Raw genomic sequence first — 16,720 nt, forward strand, 5'->3', positions numbered from 1 at the left:
GTCAGGCCCCCTTCCCGGGGACGAGCTCGAGATAGAGCGTCGTGATCACGAAGTTGACGAAGAAGAGGAGCAGGAAGGTGACGACGACCGACTGGTTGACCGCCTCCCCCACCCCCTTCGGCCCGGGCTTGGTGTTGAGCCCCTGGTAGGCGGCGACGAGGCCGGCGATGAGCCCGAAGAGCACCGCCTTGAGCTCGCCCACCCACAGGTCGGAGAGCTGGGCGAGGGCGGTGAAGGAGGAGAGGTACGCCCCGGGCGTCCCGCCCTGGATGATGACGTTGAAGAAGTAGCCGCCCAGGACGCCGACGACGCTGACCAGGCCGTTGAGCAGCACCGCCGCGAGCACGCAGGCGAGCACGCGTGGCACCACGAGCGCCTGGATCGGATCGACCGCGATCACCCGCATGGCGTCGATCTCGTCGCGGATCGTCCGGGACCCCAGGTCGGCGCAGATCGCCGCTCCGCCGGCCCCCGCGATCACCAGCGAAGTCACAATGGGTGCCGCCTGCTGCACGACGGCGAGCACCGAGGCTGCACCGGTGAACGACTGCGCCCCGATCTGCACCGTCAGCGTGCCGAGCTGCAGCGCGATCACCGCTCCGAACGGGATCGCGACCAGCATCGCCGGGATCCAGGAGATCGAGGTGACGAACCAGAACTGGTCGAGCAGCTCGCGGGCCGCGAACGGCCTGCGGAAAGCCGCCCGGAAGGTGTCCAGACCCAGCGCGAAGAGCGCCCCGACCTGGTCGAGCCCCCGGCTGACCGGGTCCTTGACCTTCGTCTTCGGTGCTCGGTCAACGTCGTCGTCATCAGCGGTGTAGAGCGTCGCCGCACCGCTCGCGACCCGAGCGCTGTGCCGCTCGACCGCGGCCCGCGGGGAGCCGTTGGCGGGGGCGAGCTGGCGCGGCAGCACCTCGATGGCGCGGGCCCCGGCGCGTACGGTCGCCACGCCGCCGGACGGGTAGTAGGCCTCGCCCTCGACGTAGTCGTCGTTGACCCCGTGGTCGGTCTCCTCGCTCATCCCGATCGGCCCGATCGGGTCGCCGCTCATGAACTGGGAGACGACCGGGTGGTCGGTGAGCAGGAACTCCTCGCGCGGGCCGTACATCACCAGGCGGCGGCGGTAGAGCATGCCGAGGTTGTCCGGCAGCGTACGTGCCAGCTCGATGTTGTGGGTGACCACCAGCATCGTGGCGTCGGTGGCCGCGTTGACGTCGACCAGCAGCTGGGCGAGGTTGGCCGTACGCACCGGGTCGAGCCCCGAGTCGGGCTCGTCGCACAGGATGATCGAGGGCTCGGTGACCAGCGAGCGGGCCAGGCCGGCGCGCTTGCGCATCCCGCCGGAGATCTCGCCGGGCAGCTTGTGCTCCTGGCCGAGCAGCCCGACCAGGTCGAGCTTGTCGTTGGTGATCTGCCGGATCTCCGACTCGCGCTTCTTGGTGTGGGCGCGCAGCGGGAACGCGACGTTGTCGAAGACGCTCATCGAGCCGAAGAGCGCACCGTCCTGGAAGAGCACGCCGAACCGCTTGCGCAGCTCCTGGCGCTGCGACTCGCGCGCCTTCACCATGTCGACCCCGTCGACCAGGCAGGCGCCGGCCTCCGGCCGCAGCAGCCCCATCAGCGACTTCAGGAACACCGACTTCCCGGTGCCCGAGGGCCCCAGCAGCGCGGTGATCTCGCCCTGCGGCAACGTGAGGGTCACGTCGCTCCAGATGTTCTGGGACCCGAAGCTCTTGGTGAGCCCGGTGACCTCCACGGTTCCGCCCATCGCGGGACCTCCCTGTTCTGCCGTTGTGGGGTGCGTCGACGATCGGGACAGTACGTGTGGCACTGATCACACGGGAGAGTAAATTCGCTCAGACATCAAATGAGTGCCCTGATTTGTCACGCGCATGACAAATCGGCCGACTGGATCTGGCGCACTCACGCCGTTCGGCCCGCTTGGTGGAACAGTCGTACCGCAATTCGGGGGCAGGCTTGGCAAAGACGTGCCATGGTGGTCGACACCTTCTCGGGCATGTTGGACGAAGGAGTTTGACGTGCGACGGAGCACGAGATGACGCAGACCCAGCAGTCCCCCGGTCTACCCGGTTCCGCCGTGTGGATGCTGAAGAGCCTCGAGAGCGAGGTGCGGCCGATCGCGCGCAAGATCACCCGTCACCTGCGCGAGGGGCTGCCGGCTGAGACCGAGGGCTTCGAGGAGCTCATCTTCACCGCTGTGCACGGCGCGATGTCGCACTTCATCGACCTGGGCCTCGGGCGTTCGGCGCCCTACATCGCGATCGACGACCACTTCCGCAAGGTCGGTTTCAAGGTCGCCGCACTGGGCCAGGACCGGGCCATCGTCGACCAGGGCATCGACATGGCCACGACCGAGCTCTGGGACGAGCTGCGCCGCCGGGCGGTCGAGAACGAGCTCTCCGCCGCGGCCCTGAACGCGCTCAACGAGATGATGACGACGTACGTCGACCACCTGACCTCGCAGGTCAGCAAGGGCTTCGAGGCCGGCACCGAGGCTCGCGACCAGGACAACGACGTCGCCCGGGCGCGGCTGATCGACCGGATGCTGTCGGGGGCCTCCGCCGACGAGATCGAGGTGCAGGCAGCGTTGGGCGACTGGGCACTGCCCGAGAAGGTGACCGTGATGGCGGTCGAGCTGCGAGACGGCGGCCGGATCCCGTCCGACGCTCTGTCCGCCACCGCCCTCACCCGTCGCCGCGAGCCGACCCAGGTGGTGATGTGCCCGCCTCGCGACACCGAGGCGGTGACCAAGGAGGTCCGGGCGGCGGCCCCCAAGGCGCGGGTCTCGATCTGCTGGCCCGTGCCACCCGAGGACGTACCCGCCGCCTGGCGCTGGGCCAACCGCGCCCTGGCGCTGGTCAACGCCCGGGTGATCCCGGCCAAGCCGGTCATCGACTGCCTCGCCTACCGCACCGAGATCTGGCTCCACGCCGAGCCGGTGATGCGCCGCCAGCTCGCCCAGGAGCTGCTCGAGCCGCTGCTGGCCGAGTCGGCCAACTCCCGCGAGATCCTCACCGAGACCCTGCTGGTCTGGCTCGAGACCCGGGAGAGCGCCCCGGCGATCGCGGCGGTCCTCGGCGTACACCCGCAGACGATCCGCTACCGCTGGAAGCGGATCAACGAGCTCTTCGGGGAGTCCCTGCGCGACCCCGAGTTCGTCACCCAGCTCCTGCTGCTGCTCAAGGCGAGCGTGCCGCTGTGGGTCGCCGGCGACCAGAGCGACTTCGACCGCTACCAGCAGCAGACCGGCTGACTTGGAGCCGCTCATGGTGGAAGTGATCGTTCTCATGGCCGGTGCTGTCGTCGCGTACGTCCTGGGGTCGGCCTTCCCGCACATCGTCGCGGGCTGGGCCGGGCGCCGGCACGGGATCGAGTCGGTGCCGCGGTCCTCCTGGGCGCTCGCTGCCAGAGTCGACACCGTGGTGCTCGACCGGTGGGGGACGGTGACCACCGGGCGGCTCGTGGTGACCACCGTCGACCCGCTCGACCCCGACCACCTGCGCAACCTGCGCTGGTTCGCGGGAGCGTTGGAGCACGAGGCCGAGGGCCCGCTCGCCCGCGCGGTCGCCCGGCTCTCGCCGCGGGGCAAGGTGACCGACTTCGGTGTCGTTCCCGGATCAGGGGTGCGGGGGTCGGTGGACCGGCATCCCGTACGCGTCGGGCGGCCGTCCTGGGTCGGCATGGCCGAGCGCACCGACCGCGGCACCGTCCTCGGCGTCGAGCTCGACGGTCGGCCGCTGGGCTATGTCGTGGTCGGCGACCAGCCGCGCGAAGACGCGGGCGCGTCGGTGTCACGGCTGACAGCGGCGGGCGTGACGCCGGTGCTGGTCTCCGACGACACCGACCGCGAGACCGAGCACCTCGCCGAGACCTGCGGGATCGAGCGGTGGCACTCCGAGATCGCCCCCGAGAAGCGGGAGCGGCTCGTCGCCGAGCTGCAGGAGCAGGGACGGGTGGTCGCCTTCGTGAGCGCTCGCCCGGAGGACGCCGAGGCCCAGGCGGCGGCCGACCTGGCCGTGGGCGGGAGCTCCGGCGTACGGCTGGCGGATCTCGACGTCCGGCGCGTCGCCGAGCTGATCTCGCTCGCTCGCGGGGCTGTCGTGGGGCGCCGTTGGGCCGGGCCCGTCGCACTGGTGCCGGCGGTGGTCGGGGCGGTGCTGACGATCCTGGGCGCCGGCTCGGTCCTGCTCGCCGCGGGGTGCGCGCTGCTGTGCCTGGTGACCGCGGCCGTGGCCGGGGCGATTCCGGTGTCGAGGACCGGAAACTTGTCACGTACGTGAGTAGTTTCGGGGATTCTCGGCCCGGATCGCGCTCAGCCCGTTGTGGCGGGGCTCACATGATGGCTGGATCGGTGACATCGCCCCACCCCGCCCGACCCGAGGATGTGACCGAGGATGACCCCACGACCCGGTCTGCTGTTCAAGGCAGCTGCGCTGCCCGTCGCCGCCGCCACCGCCGCCTGGACGATCCATGCGATCCAGGAGGGCCGGCCCGTCGACGCCACGGCCAGCGTGCGTCAGGTGCCGGTCGAGGTGCCGACTCAGGAACTGCTGCCGCCGGTGAGCGTCTCCGCGGTCAAGCCCATCCCCAAGGTCAGTCCCACCCTCGCAGCCAAGCCTGCCGGGTTCGCCGCCGAGGCGGCCGCCGGCGTCATCCCCGAGACCGCGCTCTCCGCCTACCAGCGCGCCGCGACGGTGCTGGCCGACGCCGACCCGGGCTGTCATCTCGACTGGTCGCTGATCGCCGCCATCGGGCGGGTCGAGTCCGACCACGGCCGTGCCGGGGGTAACACGCTGTCCGCTTCCGGGGTCGCGACGCCCGGGATCTTCGGCGTACCTCTCACCGGGGCCGCCGGGACCGCACGCATCCTCGACACCGACGGCGGCACCTACGACCGCGACCTCGTCTACGACCGCGCGGTCGGGCCGATGCAGTTCATCCCGTCGACCTGGTCCGATGTCGGGGTCGACGCCGACGGCGACGGACGCCGCGACCCACAGGACGTCGACGACGCCGCGCTCGCCGCCGCGGTCTACCTGTGCTCCGGCTCCGCCGACCTGTCCACCGAGGCCGGGAAGCGCTCGGCGGTGCTGCGCTACAACCACAGCGAGGCGTACGTCTCGGCGGTCCTGCAGATCGCCGACGGCTATCGGCTCGGAACCTTCGAGGCACCAACCGATGTCGTCCTGCCTGCCGCGCAGATCCCGGTCACCTCCGCCTCCGACCTCGAGCCGCTCTCCGGCGCCTCGCCCAGCGCCCAGCCGCCTCGGCGCTCAGGCGGCTCACCCTCGGGCGGGACGGACACCGGTACGCCCAGCGGCGGCTCGACCACGCCCTCCTCCCCCTCGCCGTCGGGCTCCCCCGGCGATGACGGGTCCGTCGTCCCGTCGCCCACCTCGGGCCCGGACCCGAGCGGCTCCCCCACGGGGTCACCGACCGAGACGCCCACCGAGACGCCCACGGAGACGCCGACCGAAACACCCACCGAGGAGCCGACACCCACCGAGGAGCCGACACCCACCGAGACCCCGACCGAGGCTCCGTCGGAGACCCCGACCGCGACCGAGACGGCCACCGAGTCCGCCGGCCCGGAGGCTTCCGCGAGCACGTCCTGAGACTCGGCCCCAACCGTGTTGGCCTCGGCGCGCCCTCCCCTCGCACCCTCTCGACCATCGCTCTCCCCCGCTGGTCGAGCCGGCGCACGAAAAGTGTCGAGGCCAACACCCCTCGTTCACGGTAAATCGCGTTACAAGGCCACTCAGTGCGGGCACACTGGGAGACGCTGCTGACACCCCACCGGGAGCCGCCTCGATGCCGACCGATACCGAACGTCTCGTTGCTCATGTCGCGCGCCTCGGCGAGGAGCACCCACCGATCCCGATGGACTCGGTCGACTTCACCATGAACGACCCGACAGGCTTCGGCGCCCGCTTCGGCCATGTGCTCGACTACATGGCGCGGGTCGAGCTCGAGGTCGACCGCAACGTACTCGAGATCTCGACCATGCTCCCCAACCCACCCGAGGTCGACAAGCAGTTCTACGCCGAGGTGTGGCAGCCGCAGGAGATCCAGCACGGACTGATCCTCGACCGCCTCCAGCAGATCCTCGGCCGCCCGCCGGCGACCACCGACCTGGACCACGTCGGCCTGAAGCTGAAGGTGCTCGGCCTGCTGGCTCACCTGGAGCCGTTCCAGGACGTCTGCCGGATGCTCTACTACCTGACCGGCATGGCCACCGAACGCTCCGCGGTGATCGCCTACAACCTGCTCCACGACGGGGTCATCGAGACCGGCGAGCACGCCGTCGCCGACACCGTCATCGCGCCGATCAAGCGTCAGGAGCCGGGCCACTACGCCTTCTACCAGCTCTCGGCCCGCGCCCACTGGGCCACGCTCGCGGCCTGGCAGAAGTGGCTGGTCCGACGCCTGCGCCGGATCTCCTTCGCCCCCGTCGGGGTCAACAACGTCACCCAGCTCGCCGACTTCGGCGACGTCATGGAGACCCTGGGTGTCGATCACGAAGGCCGCGACCTCGCCGCCGACGTGGCCAGGGTCGAGCAGGAGCTCCTCTGGGCCCGCGACCGCGGCCTCCCCGTCCCCGACTACGTCACTCGCGCCTTCCGCGAGGCGGTCGAGGCAGCTCGGGCACGCGCGGCCGCCTGAATGTTCACCGAGCTACCTCGGTGAACATCCCACCGTCACCCGCGCCACTTCGACACGAGCATCTCGACCGTCGCGCCCTTGATCGCCCGGCTTCCGGGAACCGTCCCGACGACCGTGCCCGCCTTCCAGCGTGACTTGACCCGCTTGCCGACGACCGGCTTGAACCCGGCCGCCTTGAGCCGGGCGGTGGCCTTGGCGACCGACAGGCCCTCGACCTTCGGGATCTTGACGCCCTTGCCGTTGACGACGCTGGCGCCGGGACGTACGAAGTTCGCGGAGCCCAGCTTGCCGTCGATCGCCCGCATCGCGTCGGCCCACATCGGGCCGGCGACGGTCGAGCCCGACGCCGAGGCGACGTACCCGCCGCGCAGGCGCTGCCCGTTGAGGGAGACCCACTTGCCCTCGTAGTTGGCGCCGGCGATCATCGAAGCGGTCGCCAGCTTGGGCGTGTAGCCGTTGAACCACACCGCGCGGTTGCTGTTGGTGGTCCCGGTCTTGCCTGCGGACGGCACGCCCAGCGCGAGCCGCTGCCCGAACCCTCCCGGCTGCAGCACGCCGCGGAGGATGTCGTTCATGGCATCGGCGGTGCCAGAACGCATCACCTGCTCGCACGAGGAGGCGTACTCCTTCATCGTCTTCCCGTCGGGGCCGACGATCTCGGTCACCGGCCGCGAGTCGCAGTGCTTGCCGCGAGCACCGAACGTCGCGTACGCCTCGGCCATCTCCAGCGGGCTGACATCGACCGGGCCGAGGGTGAAGGACGGCACCCGCTCGTGGGCGGGATCGGTCAGGCTGACACCCATCTTCTTCGCGAGCGCGTAGGGGGCGCAGACGCCGGTGAACTGCTCGAGCCGGACGTAGAAGGTGTTCACCGACTCGCGGGTGCCGGTGTAGAGGTTCTTGTTGCCCGAGGTGGTCGAGTTGCCGACCGGGTAGGGGTTGGAGCTGAAGTTGCCCTCGCCGGGGCAGTTGGCGAAGGACCCCTGGTTGAACGTCCTCTTGGCCGGCGACGGGATCTCCTGCCTGAGCGGGAAGCCCTTCTCGATCGCCGCGGCGCCGACGAAGACCTTGAAGGTCGAGCCTGCCTGGAAGCCGTTGGCGTCGCCGTACTCCTTGGGCACCAGGTAGTTCAGGTAGGACTCGCCCTTCTTCCGGTTCTCGCCCATCGGCCGCGACTGCGCGAGCGCCTTGACGTTGCCGGTGCCGGGCTCGACCATCGCCAGGGCGCCGACGGCGTTGTCGGTGGGCGAGACGCGGCCGCTCACCGACCGCTGCGCCGCCTTCTGGAAGCTCGCGTCGAGGGTCGTCCTGATGGTCAGGCCGCCGGTCTGGAGCAGCCGCCAGCGCTCGGCCTCGGTCTCGCCCAGCGACTTGTCGGCGAGCAGCCACTGCAGCGCGTAGTCGCAGAAGAACTCAGCCGAGGATCCGAAGCAGCCGTTTCGGCTGTCCTGGACGTTGAGCCCCAGCTCGCTCTCCTTGAGCTTCTCCGCGTCGGCCCGCGGCAGGTCGCCGACCTGGGCCAGCCGCTCGAGCACCAGGTTGCGGCGCGCCACCGTGGCGTCTGGGTAGTCGGTCGGGTCGTAGCCGGTCGGGTTCTTCACCATACCGGCCAGCATCGAGGCCTGGCCCCAGGTCAGGTCGGCGGCGTCGACGCCGAAGTAGTGCTTCGCGGCAGCCTGGACCCCGTAGGCGGAGTCACCGAAGTAGGCCGCGTTGAGGTAGCGCTCGAGGATCCAGTCCTTGTCGTGGTTCTCCTCGAGCCAGATCGCGTAGCGGAGCTCGCGGATCTTGCGGGCCGTGGACTTCTCGGTCGCGGCGGCCCGCTCCTCGTCGGTGTCGGCCCCGTAGACGAGAGTCGTCTTGACCAGCTGCTGGGTGATCGACGAGCCGCCCTGCACCGAGCCCGACTCGGAGGCCGAGTTGCGCAGCAGCGCCCGAAGCGTGCCCTTGAGGTCCATCGCGCCGTGCTCGTAGAAGCGGCTGTCCTCGATCGCGAGCAGCGCCTTCGGCATGTTGGGCGAGATCTGGTCGAGCGCCTTGTAGGACCGGTTCTGGTCGTAGAGGGTCGTGATCACCTTGCCGTGCACATCCAGGATGCGGGTCGTCTGCGACAGCTCGCCCATGTCGATGTCGAGGGGCAGCTCGTCGATCGCCTGGGCGCCGGACTTGGCCGCGACACCGGTCAGGTGGATGAACGGGACCGCCATGCCGGAGGCGACCAGCCCGGTCACCGCGGCGACGCCGATGAGAGCCGCGAACCGCATCACGACGCGATGAAAGGGGAGGGAACGAACGACTTTGCGCGCCAAGATGGGGGCTCCTACCCGGGCCTCGAGCCAGGACCGGCGAGGGTTGCTTGAAGATCGGAGAACAGGTGTTCAGAATACCGGAAGGGCCCACACCGGCCGCGTTCGATCCGCCACACTTCACCCTGTGAACCCATCGGTCTCCGGCATCGCCGTGGCATGGCGCCCCGCGATCGCCGAGCTCCTCCAGACGTACGCCGCCTCCGGCCGTCTCGGGTTCACCGAGGTGGTCGCGGAGAACACCGCACCGGCGCGGGTCCCGCAGGCCGTCCTGGATCTCGGCGTCCCGGTCATCGCGCACGGCGTCACCCTCGGTCTGGCCGGCGCCGACCACCCGGCGGCGGACCGCCTCACCCGGCTGGCCGAGCTCGCCGAGGTACTGGACAGCCCGTTCGTCTCCGAGCACGTCGCGTTCGTGCGGGCGAGCGACTCCGCCGACCCGCTGCACGGCGACGTCCTGGAAGCGGGCCACCTGCTGCCGCCGCCGCGCACGAAGGACTCGCTCGACGTGCTGGTCGACAACGTCCGGATCGCGCAGGGCCAGCTGCCGGTGCCGCTCGCGGTCGAGAACATTGCCGCCACCTTCACCTGGCCCGAGGACGCCATCAGCGAGCCCGACTTCCTCACCGAGCTCGTCGTGCGCACCGGCGTACGCCTCGTCCTCGATGTCGCCAACCTCTACGCCTCCGCGGTCGCCCGTGGCTCCGACCCCGTCGCCGATCTGGCCCGCTTCCCGCTCGACGCGGTCGCCTACATGCACGTCGCCGGCGGCACCGAGCGCGAGGGCCTCTACATCGACACCCATGCCCACCCGATGCCGGCGCCGGTGCTGTCGCTGCTCGCGACCGCGGTCGAGGCGTACGCCGGGCGACGGCTACCCGGGATCATGCTCGAACGCGACGCGGATGTGTCGCTGCAGACCGTCGACCCCGAGTTCACGAAGCTCGCCGAGGCGATCGCTACGCCTTTGGCAGATCCGCCCCGCCTGTGACCGGAGCCTGATGCTGCGGGAAGGTGGCCTCGGCCGAGACCTCGTCCACCAGCGTGGTGCGGCAGAAGGCCTCGCCGAACGGCGTCAGGTGCACCGAGCGGCGCACGATCTTGGCGAACTTCACCGAGTGCAGCGCCCCGAGCACGTCCGGCTGGGCCTCGAGGACCTGGTACTCCAACGGGTCTGGCAGCGGCTCCTTGGAGAACCACACCAGCCCGAGCCGGAACAGGTTGTTGAGATAGGCCGGCACCCGGTCGGGATAACGCACGCCGCTGCGCCCCGCGATCATGTTGAGACCGGGCGCGATCATGGTGCTGCCGACGAGCCCTGCCGGCCCACCGGTGCGAATGTCGACCGAGGGCTGCGGCCCGGCCTGAAGCAGGTAGAGCAGCATCCGCGCCTCGTCGGGCGCGAGCTCGTCGAGGATCCGGCCATACGCCGGGTGCCCCTGCTCATCGGCCCAGACGTCGCGGGAGCGGTCGAGCAGCTCGGCCCCTCGTCGGCGCAGGACCGGCAGGGAGTCCTGGGACGCCTCGGCCTCCCGCGTGCGGGCGAGCACGACATCGCGACCGGCGGCCTCGTAGTCGGCATCGGAGAGCTCCATCACCTGGTTGGTGCCGGGCATGATGATCCGGGCCGCGGTGCCGGCGACGATGCCCACCGCCTCGGCCGTCTCCCGCACCAGCCCCACGCGTACGTCCTGGTCGACCATCGCCCGGGCGACCCGGATCCCGGCGCGGCCGGAGGTGCGCAGCCCCCACCCGGCCGTGTGCCAGGCAGCCCCCGCGGCCACCCTCGCCAGACCGGGAGCGGTGCCGGCCACGGCGGAGGCGGTCGGGATGACCTTGCCGAGGAGACTCATGTCGGAAAGATTAGAAGGTGAAGGAAGCCGCCCGCGAGTCCCATGATCGCGCCGTGGGCGTAGAGCATCCATTCGTCCTCCTTGATCGCTGACCTCATCATGTCCACGAAGTCGCCCGGCGGGAGCTCCTTGGTGCGCCGCGCGACCAGGTCACGGATCTTGTCCGCCTGGTGACGGCTGAAGCCGGGATCGCGGAACGGCACCAGCGTACGATCCGCCGCCTCGTTGGCCACCGAGGTGCTGATCCGGTCGAACCGCTCCGAGCCGAGCGCTATCCGCACCGCACCCCGGTAGGGCCCGGCCGCCCGGTCCACCGCGGGCATCAGCGCGTTGATCAGCAGCTTGCGGGTGGCGTCGCCGCGGGGGCCGTCGAGCAGGAAGTCGCCGATCCGCTCGAGCGTGATCACGTCGGTGGCGATGATGTCGGCGTAGACCTCCGCGGCCTGCTCCTGGCGGCGCGGGAAGAGGCCCTGCACCTTGATCCCCAGGATGCGTCGCGGCTCGGCGGGCTCGAAGATCAGCCACATGCCGAGCAGGTTGGTCACCCAGCCGACGACCACGCCGAGCACGGGAAGCAGCCACCAGACGTGGAAGGTCTGGTCGATCAGCGCCACCGGGATACCGAGCAGGAAGCCGAAGATGAACCCGAAGGCGACCATCAGGTTGAGCTCGCGCTGCCCGAAGTCACGGAAGATCCTGACCACCAGGGCGGGGTTCTTGCGGAAGTGGTCGATGACCATCAGCTTCGGGTCGAGCAGCTGGTCGATGTGTACGCCGATGTCGTCGGTGACCTTGTGCACGATCGAGGGGAGCTGCGCCTGCACCCGGACGGCGATCGCGTCCTTGACCGGCCGCGGCAGGTCGCGCCAGAGCCGGGGGTGCTCGCGCATCATGATCTGTTCGACCAGCTCGGGCACCTCCGGGCGGAAGGTCTCCACGATGTGCGTGGCGATCTCCGAGGGGCCGAGCTGCTGGTAGAAGTCGCTGGGCGTGCCGAGCTTGGCGATCGCCTTGTCGACGGCGATCGAGCCCATCTTCGCGGCCCGTGCGGGGATGATGCCCTGCCAGCCGATCCCGCCCTGGGCGAAGCCCGGGACCTCTTGCAGCTTGTGCGGCAGCACCCTGGTCAGCTCGCGCAGCCCGGGCACCTGGAACCCCTTGAAGGAGAGCGGGGAGAAGAGCATGTAGAGGCCCGACCAGTTGATCAGCCAGCCGATCACCCCGGTGAAGATCGGGATGGTGATCAGCGAGAGCCAGTGGACGTGGGCAGCCCAGTCCTCGAACCAGCTGACCAGCGAGTCCTGCCACTCCGGCGACATCCGAGCTCCTTCCGCCAGAGTTACAGACCGTCAGTATGCGTACCCTACCCACAGGCGAACGCAAACACCCTGAAGCGTCTGCTATTCGGTTGAGGCCTCCGTCGCGGCGCCGGGCGGGATCTCATGGCTCGGCAGCCGGTCGAGATCCTCGACGTCGGCGAAGCAGGCCCGGGCGAAGTCCTGCCCGAACGGGGTCAGGTGTATCGAGCGTCGCTTGATCCGGGCGCTGCCCTTGGCGTGGAGAGCCGCGAGTACGTCGGGTTGCGCCTCGACCACCTGGTAGCGGATCAGCTCGCTGACCGGGTCCTCGGACTGCCAGACCAGACCGAGCCGGGTCAGGTTGTTGAGATACTGCGGCACCAGCGACGGGTAGCGCACGCTGGCCTGCGCTCCGATCATGGTCAGTCCCCGGGCGATCATCCGAGCCCCGCGAAGGTGTCCGATCAGGCCGCCCTCGACCACGTCGACGGCCGGCTGTGGGCCGTCCTTGAGCATCAGCACCAGGATGCGGGCCTCGTCGGGGGCCAGCTCGTTGAGGATCGACACGAAGGCCGGATGGCGCTCGTTCTCGTCCCATACGTCACGCGAGCGGCGCAGCAGCTCCTCGCCGGTCCGCCGCAGTCGGTCGGGTTCCGTGCCCGGGGCGACTCCGTTGACCCGCGCGGCGCGACCCTCCATCGCCGCCCGCGCGCTCTCGGCGGCCGGCAGCGCGAACCGCTCCAGCAGACCCGTGACCGGGTTGCCCGTGGCGACCCGTTTCGCGAGGGCGGTCACCTGGCGGGCGTTGGTCGCCACGTCCTCGGTGAGCCGGACCGCCTCGTCGGGATCGACGACCGCCTTCGCGACCCGCCCCACCCCTCGGGCGTACGTCCTCAGCCCCCAGCCCGCGGTGTGGGCGACCGTGACCGCGGAGATCCGGAGCAGGCCCGGGAGGGCCTCCATCGCATCGTCGACGAGACCGCCGCTCGGGGCCGGCGTGGGCATGCGGTGCATCCCCTCCCGGCCCTCGACGAGCTCTTCGGGCGGCTCGATCGAGCGTGGTCGACGGGCCTCCGGCTCGGTGTTGATGTGGAGGGCGCTCACAGCACGTTCCACCATTCGAAGACTGCGACGTGCAGAAACCCGCCCGCCAGCCCCATGATCGCCCCATGGGCGTAGAGCAGCCACTCGTCCTCCTTGATCGCGGCTCTCATCATCTCAACGAAGGTCTTCGGAGGCAGCGCACGGCACCGGTCGGCGATCAGCCGGCGGATGTTGCACGACTGCTGCTGGCTGAAGGCGGCGTCGCGCAGCGGGGTGAGCGTGTAGTCGACGGCCTGCTCGGCGACCGAGGACCGGATCGCGTCGAACCTCCTGGTCCCGACCGCGACCCGGACCGCGCCGTACGCCGGTCCGACCGCGGCGTTGACCGCCGGCTCGAGGGCCGCGGCGAGCATCTGCCGGGTGCGGTCGCCGGACGGCCCGTTGAGGAGGTGCTCCCCGATGTGCTCGAGCGTGATCACGTCCTTGGCGATGTGCTTGCCGTAGACGTCGGAGGCCTGCCACTGCCGCCGGGCGAAGAGCGCCTGGATCTTGAACGGCCCGATCCGCCTGGGCTCGGCGGGCTCGAAGATGAGCAGCATGCCGAGCAGGTTGGTCGTCCAGCCGACCAGTACACCGAGGATCGGCAGCAGCCACCAGATGTGGAAGGCCTGGTCGACGACGGCGACCGGGATGCCGAGCAGGAAGCCGAAGATCGCCCCGAAGACGACCATCATCCGCAGCTCACGGGCCCCGAAGTCCTTGAAGATCCGCACGATGATCGAGGGATCCTTCTCGAAGTTCTCGATCACCATGATCTTCGGGTCGAAGATCTGGTCGATGTGGTTGCCGATCTCGACGGTCACCTCACCGACGACTTCGGGGAGCCGGTCCTGGACCCGCTGGATCACGACCGTACGCAGCGGGCGCGGCAGATCGCGCCAGAACCGGGGATGCTCACGCCACATGATCTCGTCGACGAGCAGCGGGATCTCGGGACGGAAGACGTCGACGATGTGGGCGGCGATCTTGTCCGGCTCGAGCTGCTCGTAGAAGTCGCGGGCGGTCGCCATCTGCGACAGCGCCCGGTCGACGGCGATCGAGCCCATCTTCGCGGCCCGTGCCGGCACGATCCCCTGCCAGCCGAGCCCGCCGCGCAGGATGCCCGGGATCTCCTGGACCTTGCGCGGCAGCGAGCCGGCGATCTGCTTGAGTCCCGGCACGGTGATCCCGTGGAAATGGATCGGGGAGAAGAGCATCCACAGCCCCGACCAGTTGATGAGCCAGCCGATCACGGCGGTGAAGATCGGGACCGACCAGAACTCGAACCAATCGATGTCCCACCCGGAGAGCACGTCGACGACGCTAGACACGGGACCCCTTGTATTTCGGTCAGTGAGTCTCCCGCTATCCGGAGACTGCACCGATCAACACAGAGGCGCGCCGAGAGTCACCGAGCTGGGAGATATCTCGCCCGCGCTGCGCGCAGGCGTCACTTCAGATCCTGCCCGATCACCTGGGTTCGGTCCAGGGCGACGCTCGCACCGGGCGCCACATCTGTCACAGGAAACAGGCAATTCCTGCACTTCTCAGGTGTTGCATTGCCAGAGAAGTGCAGGAATACCCGGTTAACCGGGTATTCCAACGACCACCAACCTTGAAAATTGGAAGGACCCGGTGGGTCCGTCTCGGGTCGGCTCCACCGGGTCCGCCGCGTGTGCCCCGACCATATGGGGGTTGGTCCGACACCCGCGGCTTACTCATCAGTATGCGGGCATCGCACCAACATCGGTTTTACCCGAAATCCACAACTCCCCAACAAATCTGTCAAGCGATCAGTAGGGCCGTTTAGCCCTGCTGCTGGCGCCGCCAGACCACGATCGCCTGTCCTGGCGGGGCCTGGCGAACCGCAGGAAGCCTGTTGGTGGGTCCCTTCGGTTCGGGCGCCGCCGCCCTCGCCTGGGCAAGCGCCTCGCGGGTCGCGGCCAGCTCGTGCAGCAGTTCCTCGTTGCGTCGGCGCAGGGCGTCGACGTGCTGCTCGAGAGCGAGGATGCGACGCACCCCCTCGATGCCGATGCCGGCCGCGGTCAGGTCCGCGATCGAGCGCAGCAGCTCGATGTCGTGGAAGGAGTAGCGCCGCCCGCCGCCCCCGGTGCGACCGGGGGTGATCAGGCCCATCCGCTCATAGGTACGCAGCGTCTGCGGGTGCAGCCCAGTCAGCTCCGCGGCGACGCTGATCACGTAGACCGCCGCATCCGGCGCCGGGCTGCCGAATCCGTCACTCATCATCACTCCTCGAGAAGAGACGTACGCAGGGGCTTGCCGGCCATCGCGGACCGATAAGCCTCGACGGCGGCCTTTGCCTCGGCGTCGAGCACGGCCGGGATCTGCACCTCGACGGTCGCGAGCAGGTCACCCACGGTGCCGTCCGAGCGACGGAACCCCTTGCCGCGGACCCGGAACGTACGCCCGTTGGGGGTCCCGGCGGGGATCCGCAGCGTCACCGGCGAGCCGGACAGCGTCGGCAGCTTGGCCTCGGCGCCGAGGGCGAGCTCGTCGAACCCGACCGGTACGTCGATGGTGAGGTTGTCGTCCTTGCGACCGAAGACGCGGTGGGGCATGACGCGCACGGTGACGTAGAGGTCACCGGCCGGGCCGCCGTTCTCACCGGCGGCACCCTTGCCCTTGAGCCGGATCCGCTGACGGTCCTTGACACCGGCCGGGATGCGCGCCTGGATGGTGCGCGCGGAGGTGCCGCGGCCGGAGCCGTGGCAGGTCGGGCAGGCCTCGTCGTAGATCAGCTGGCGGCCACCGCAGCGCGGGCAGGTCTCGTTCATCGAGAACGCGCCGCCGACGGAGTTGACGACGTAGCCTGCGCCCTCGCACTCGGGGCAGACCCGCGGCTTGGTGCCGGGCTTGCCACCGGTGCCGTTGCAGTCGGGACAGGCGGCGTCCGAGGTCAGCCGCAGCGAGATGGTCACGCCGTCGAGCGCGTCAGTGAACCCGATCGTGGCGCTCGTCTCGACGTCGGCGCCCTTGATCGGCCGAGCCCTCGGGGTCGTACGCCGTCCACCGAAGCCTCCACCGGCACCACCGGCACCACCGAAGAGGTCGCCGAACATGTCGCCGAGGCCACCGCCCTGGGCACCACCGGCGCCGAAGAGGTCGTCGAAGTTGTAGCCGCGACCGCCACCCGTGCCGCCGAAGCCACCAGGGAACCCGCCCGAGGCGCCGAGGGTGCGTACCTCGTCGTACTTCTTGCGCTTCTCGGTGTCGCCGATGACGTCGTAGGCCTCGGCGACCTTCTTGAACTTCTCGTGCTTGGCGTCGTCGCCCGGGTTGGAGTCGGGGTGGTTGGCCCGCGCGAGCTTGCGATAGGCCTTCTTGATGTCGTCGCCCGAGGCGTCCTTCTTGACACCCAGCTCGGCGTAGTAGTCCTTGTTGATCCAGTCCGGCCGGATCCCGTCGTTCTCAGCCACCTAGCCCCTCCTCCCTTCTTCTCGGTGACCGAGGCTGTCGATCTCTCGACAGCCCCGGC

The 16,720-nt window shown here is 69.7% G+C and carries 13 protein-coding genes and 1 pseudogene; 5 read left to right on the plus strand and 9 right to left on the minus strand.

Annotated features, from left to right (window positions below):
* Nucleotide 1: 1 nt before the first annotated feature.
* Together OG801_RS12070 and OG801_RS12075 are read right to left on the minus strand one after the other, a co-directional pair.
* The gene (locus OG801_RS12070) at nt 2-724 is read right to left on the minus strand and encodes an ABC transporter permease (RefSeq protein ID WP_355017730.1); all 723 of its coding nucleotides are present in this window, start codon (nt 722-724) and stop codon (nt 2-4) included.
* Between the two features lie 600 nt (nt 725-1,324).
* Nucleotides 1,325-1,768, minus strand: a pseudogene (locus tag OG801_RS12075) (ABC transporter ATP-binding protein); the annotation flags it as partial.
* Between the two features lie 288 nt (nt 1,769-2,056).
* Here OG801_RS12075 and OG801_RS12080 point away from each other — a divergent pair.
* The 4 genes from OG801_RS12080 to OG801_RS12095 all read left to right on the plus strand — a co-directional run bounded on the left by OG801_RS12080 (nt 2,057) and on the right by OG801_RS12095 (nt 6,684).
* Nucleotides 2,057-3,274: a helix-turn-helix domain-containing protein gene (locus OG801_RS12080; protein ID WP_355017713.1), complete on the plus strand. Its 1,218-nt coding sequence runs from the start codon at nt 2,057-2,059 to the stop codon at nt 3,272-3,274.
* Between the two features lie 13 nt (nt 3,275-3,287).
* Nucleotides 3,288-4,301 carry an HAD family hydrolase gene (locus tag OG801_RS12085; protein ID WP_406035880.1) on the plus strand — a complete coding sequence of 338 codons (1,014 nt, stop codon included), beginning with the start codon at nt 3,288-3,290 and terminating at the stop codon, nt 4,299-4,301.
* Between the two features lie 114 nt (nt 4,302-4,415).
* Nucleotides 4,416-5,636 carry a lytic transglycosylase domain-containing protein gene (locus OG801_RS12090; protein WP_406035881.1) on the plus strand — a complete coding sequence of 407 codons (1,221 nt, stop codon included), beginning with the start codon at nt 4,416-4,418 and terminating at the stop codon, nt 5,634-5,636.
* Nucleotides 5,637-5,832: 196 nt separating this feature from the next.
* A complete protein-coding gene (locus tag OG801_RS12095) occupies nt 5,833-6,684 on the plus strand; it encodes a GTP-binding protein LepA (protein WP_406035882.1) in 852 nt (283 codons plus the stop codon).
* Between the two features lie 35 nt (nt 6,685-6,719).
* Here the strand turns inward: OG801_RS12095 and OG801_RS12100 are convergent, their stop codons facing one another.
* On the minus strand, nt 6,720-8,993 hold the full coding sequence (locus OG801_RS12100; protein WP_406035883.1) for a transglycosylase domain-containing protein: 2,274 nt from the start codon (nt 8,991-8,993) through the stop codon (nt 6,720-6,722).
* A gap of 124 nt (nt 8,994-9,117) precedes the next feature.
* Here OG801_RS12100 and OG801_RS12105 point away from each other — a divergent pair, with 124 nt between their 5' ends.
* Nucleotides 9,118-9,981, plus strand: a complete 864-nt coding sequence (locus tag OG801_RS12105; RefSeq protein WP_406035884.1) for a DUF692 family multinuclear iron-containing protein — start codon at nt 9,118-9,120, stop codon at nt 9,979-9,981.
* On the opposite strand, the gene OG801_RS12110 is transcribed toward OG801_RS12105, so the two are convergent.
* The 6 genes from OG801_RS12110 to OG801_RS12135 all read right to left on the minus strand — a co-directional run bounded on the left by OG801_RS12110 (nt 9,950) and on the right by OG801_RS12135 (nt 16,661).
* Nucleotides 9,950-10,843 (minus strand): Abi-alpha family protein, encoded by an 894-nt coding sequence (locus OG801_RS12110; RefSeq protein WP_406035885.1) that lies wholly within the window; start codon nt 10,841-10,843, stop codon nt 9,950-9,952. The genes OG801_RS12105 and OG801_RS12110 overlap by 32 nt on opposite strands.
* Nucleotides 10,840-12,162, minus strand: coding sequence for a hypothetical protein (locus OG801_RS12115; protein WP_355017707.1), 1,323 nt, complete (start codon nt 12,160-12,162; stop codon nt 10,840-10,842). Before OG801_RS12115 ends, OG801_RS12110 begins: the two co-directional genes overlap by 4 nt.
* An 81-nt stretch (nt 12,163-12,243) precedes the next feature.
* Nucleotides 12,244-13,245 carry an Abi-alpha family protein gene (locus OG801_RS12120; protein WP_406035886.1) on the minus strand — a complete coding sequence of 334 codons (1,002 nt, stop codon included), beginning with the start codon at nt 13,243-13,245 and terminating at the stop codon, nt 12,244-12,246.
* Nucleotides 13,242-14,555: a hypothetical protein gene (locus OG801_RS12125; RefSeq protein WP_406035887.1), complete on the minus strand. Its 1,314-nt coding sequence runs from the start codon at nt 14,553-14,555 to the stop codon at nt 13,242-13,244. The genes OG801_RS12120 and OG801_RS12125 overlap by 4 nt, the downstream gene beginning before the upstream one ends.
* Nucleotides 14,556-15,030: 475 nt before the next feature.
* Nucleotides 15,031-15,468, minus strand: a complete 438-nt coding sequence (locus OG801_RS12130) for a heat shock protein transcriptional repressor HspR (RefSeq protein WP_355017704.1) — start codon at nt 15,466-15,468, stop codon at nt 15,031-15,033.
* Nucleotides 15,469-15,470: 2 nt separating this feature from the next.
* Nucleotides 15,471-16,661, minus strand: a complete 1,191-nt coding sequence (locus OG801_RS12135; RefSeq protein WP_406035888.1) for a DnaJ C-terminal domain-containing protein — start codon at nt 16,659-16,661, stop codon at nt 15,471-15,473.
* Nucleotides 16,662-16,720: the final 59 nt, after the last annotated feature.

This window comes from Nocardioides sp. NBC_00163 (genome assembly GCF_045206295.1).
GTDB lineage: Bacteria > Actinomycetota > Actinomycetes > Propionibacteriales > Nocardioidaceae > Nocardioides.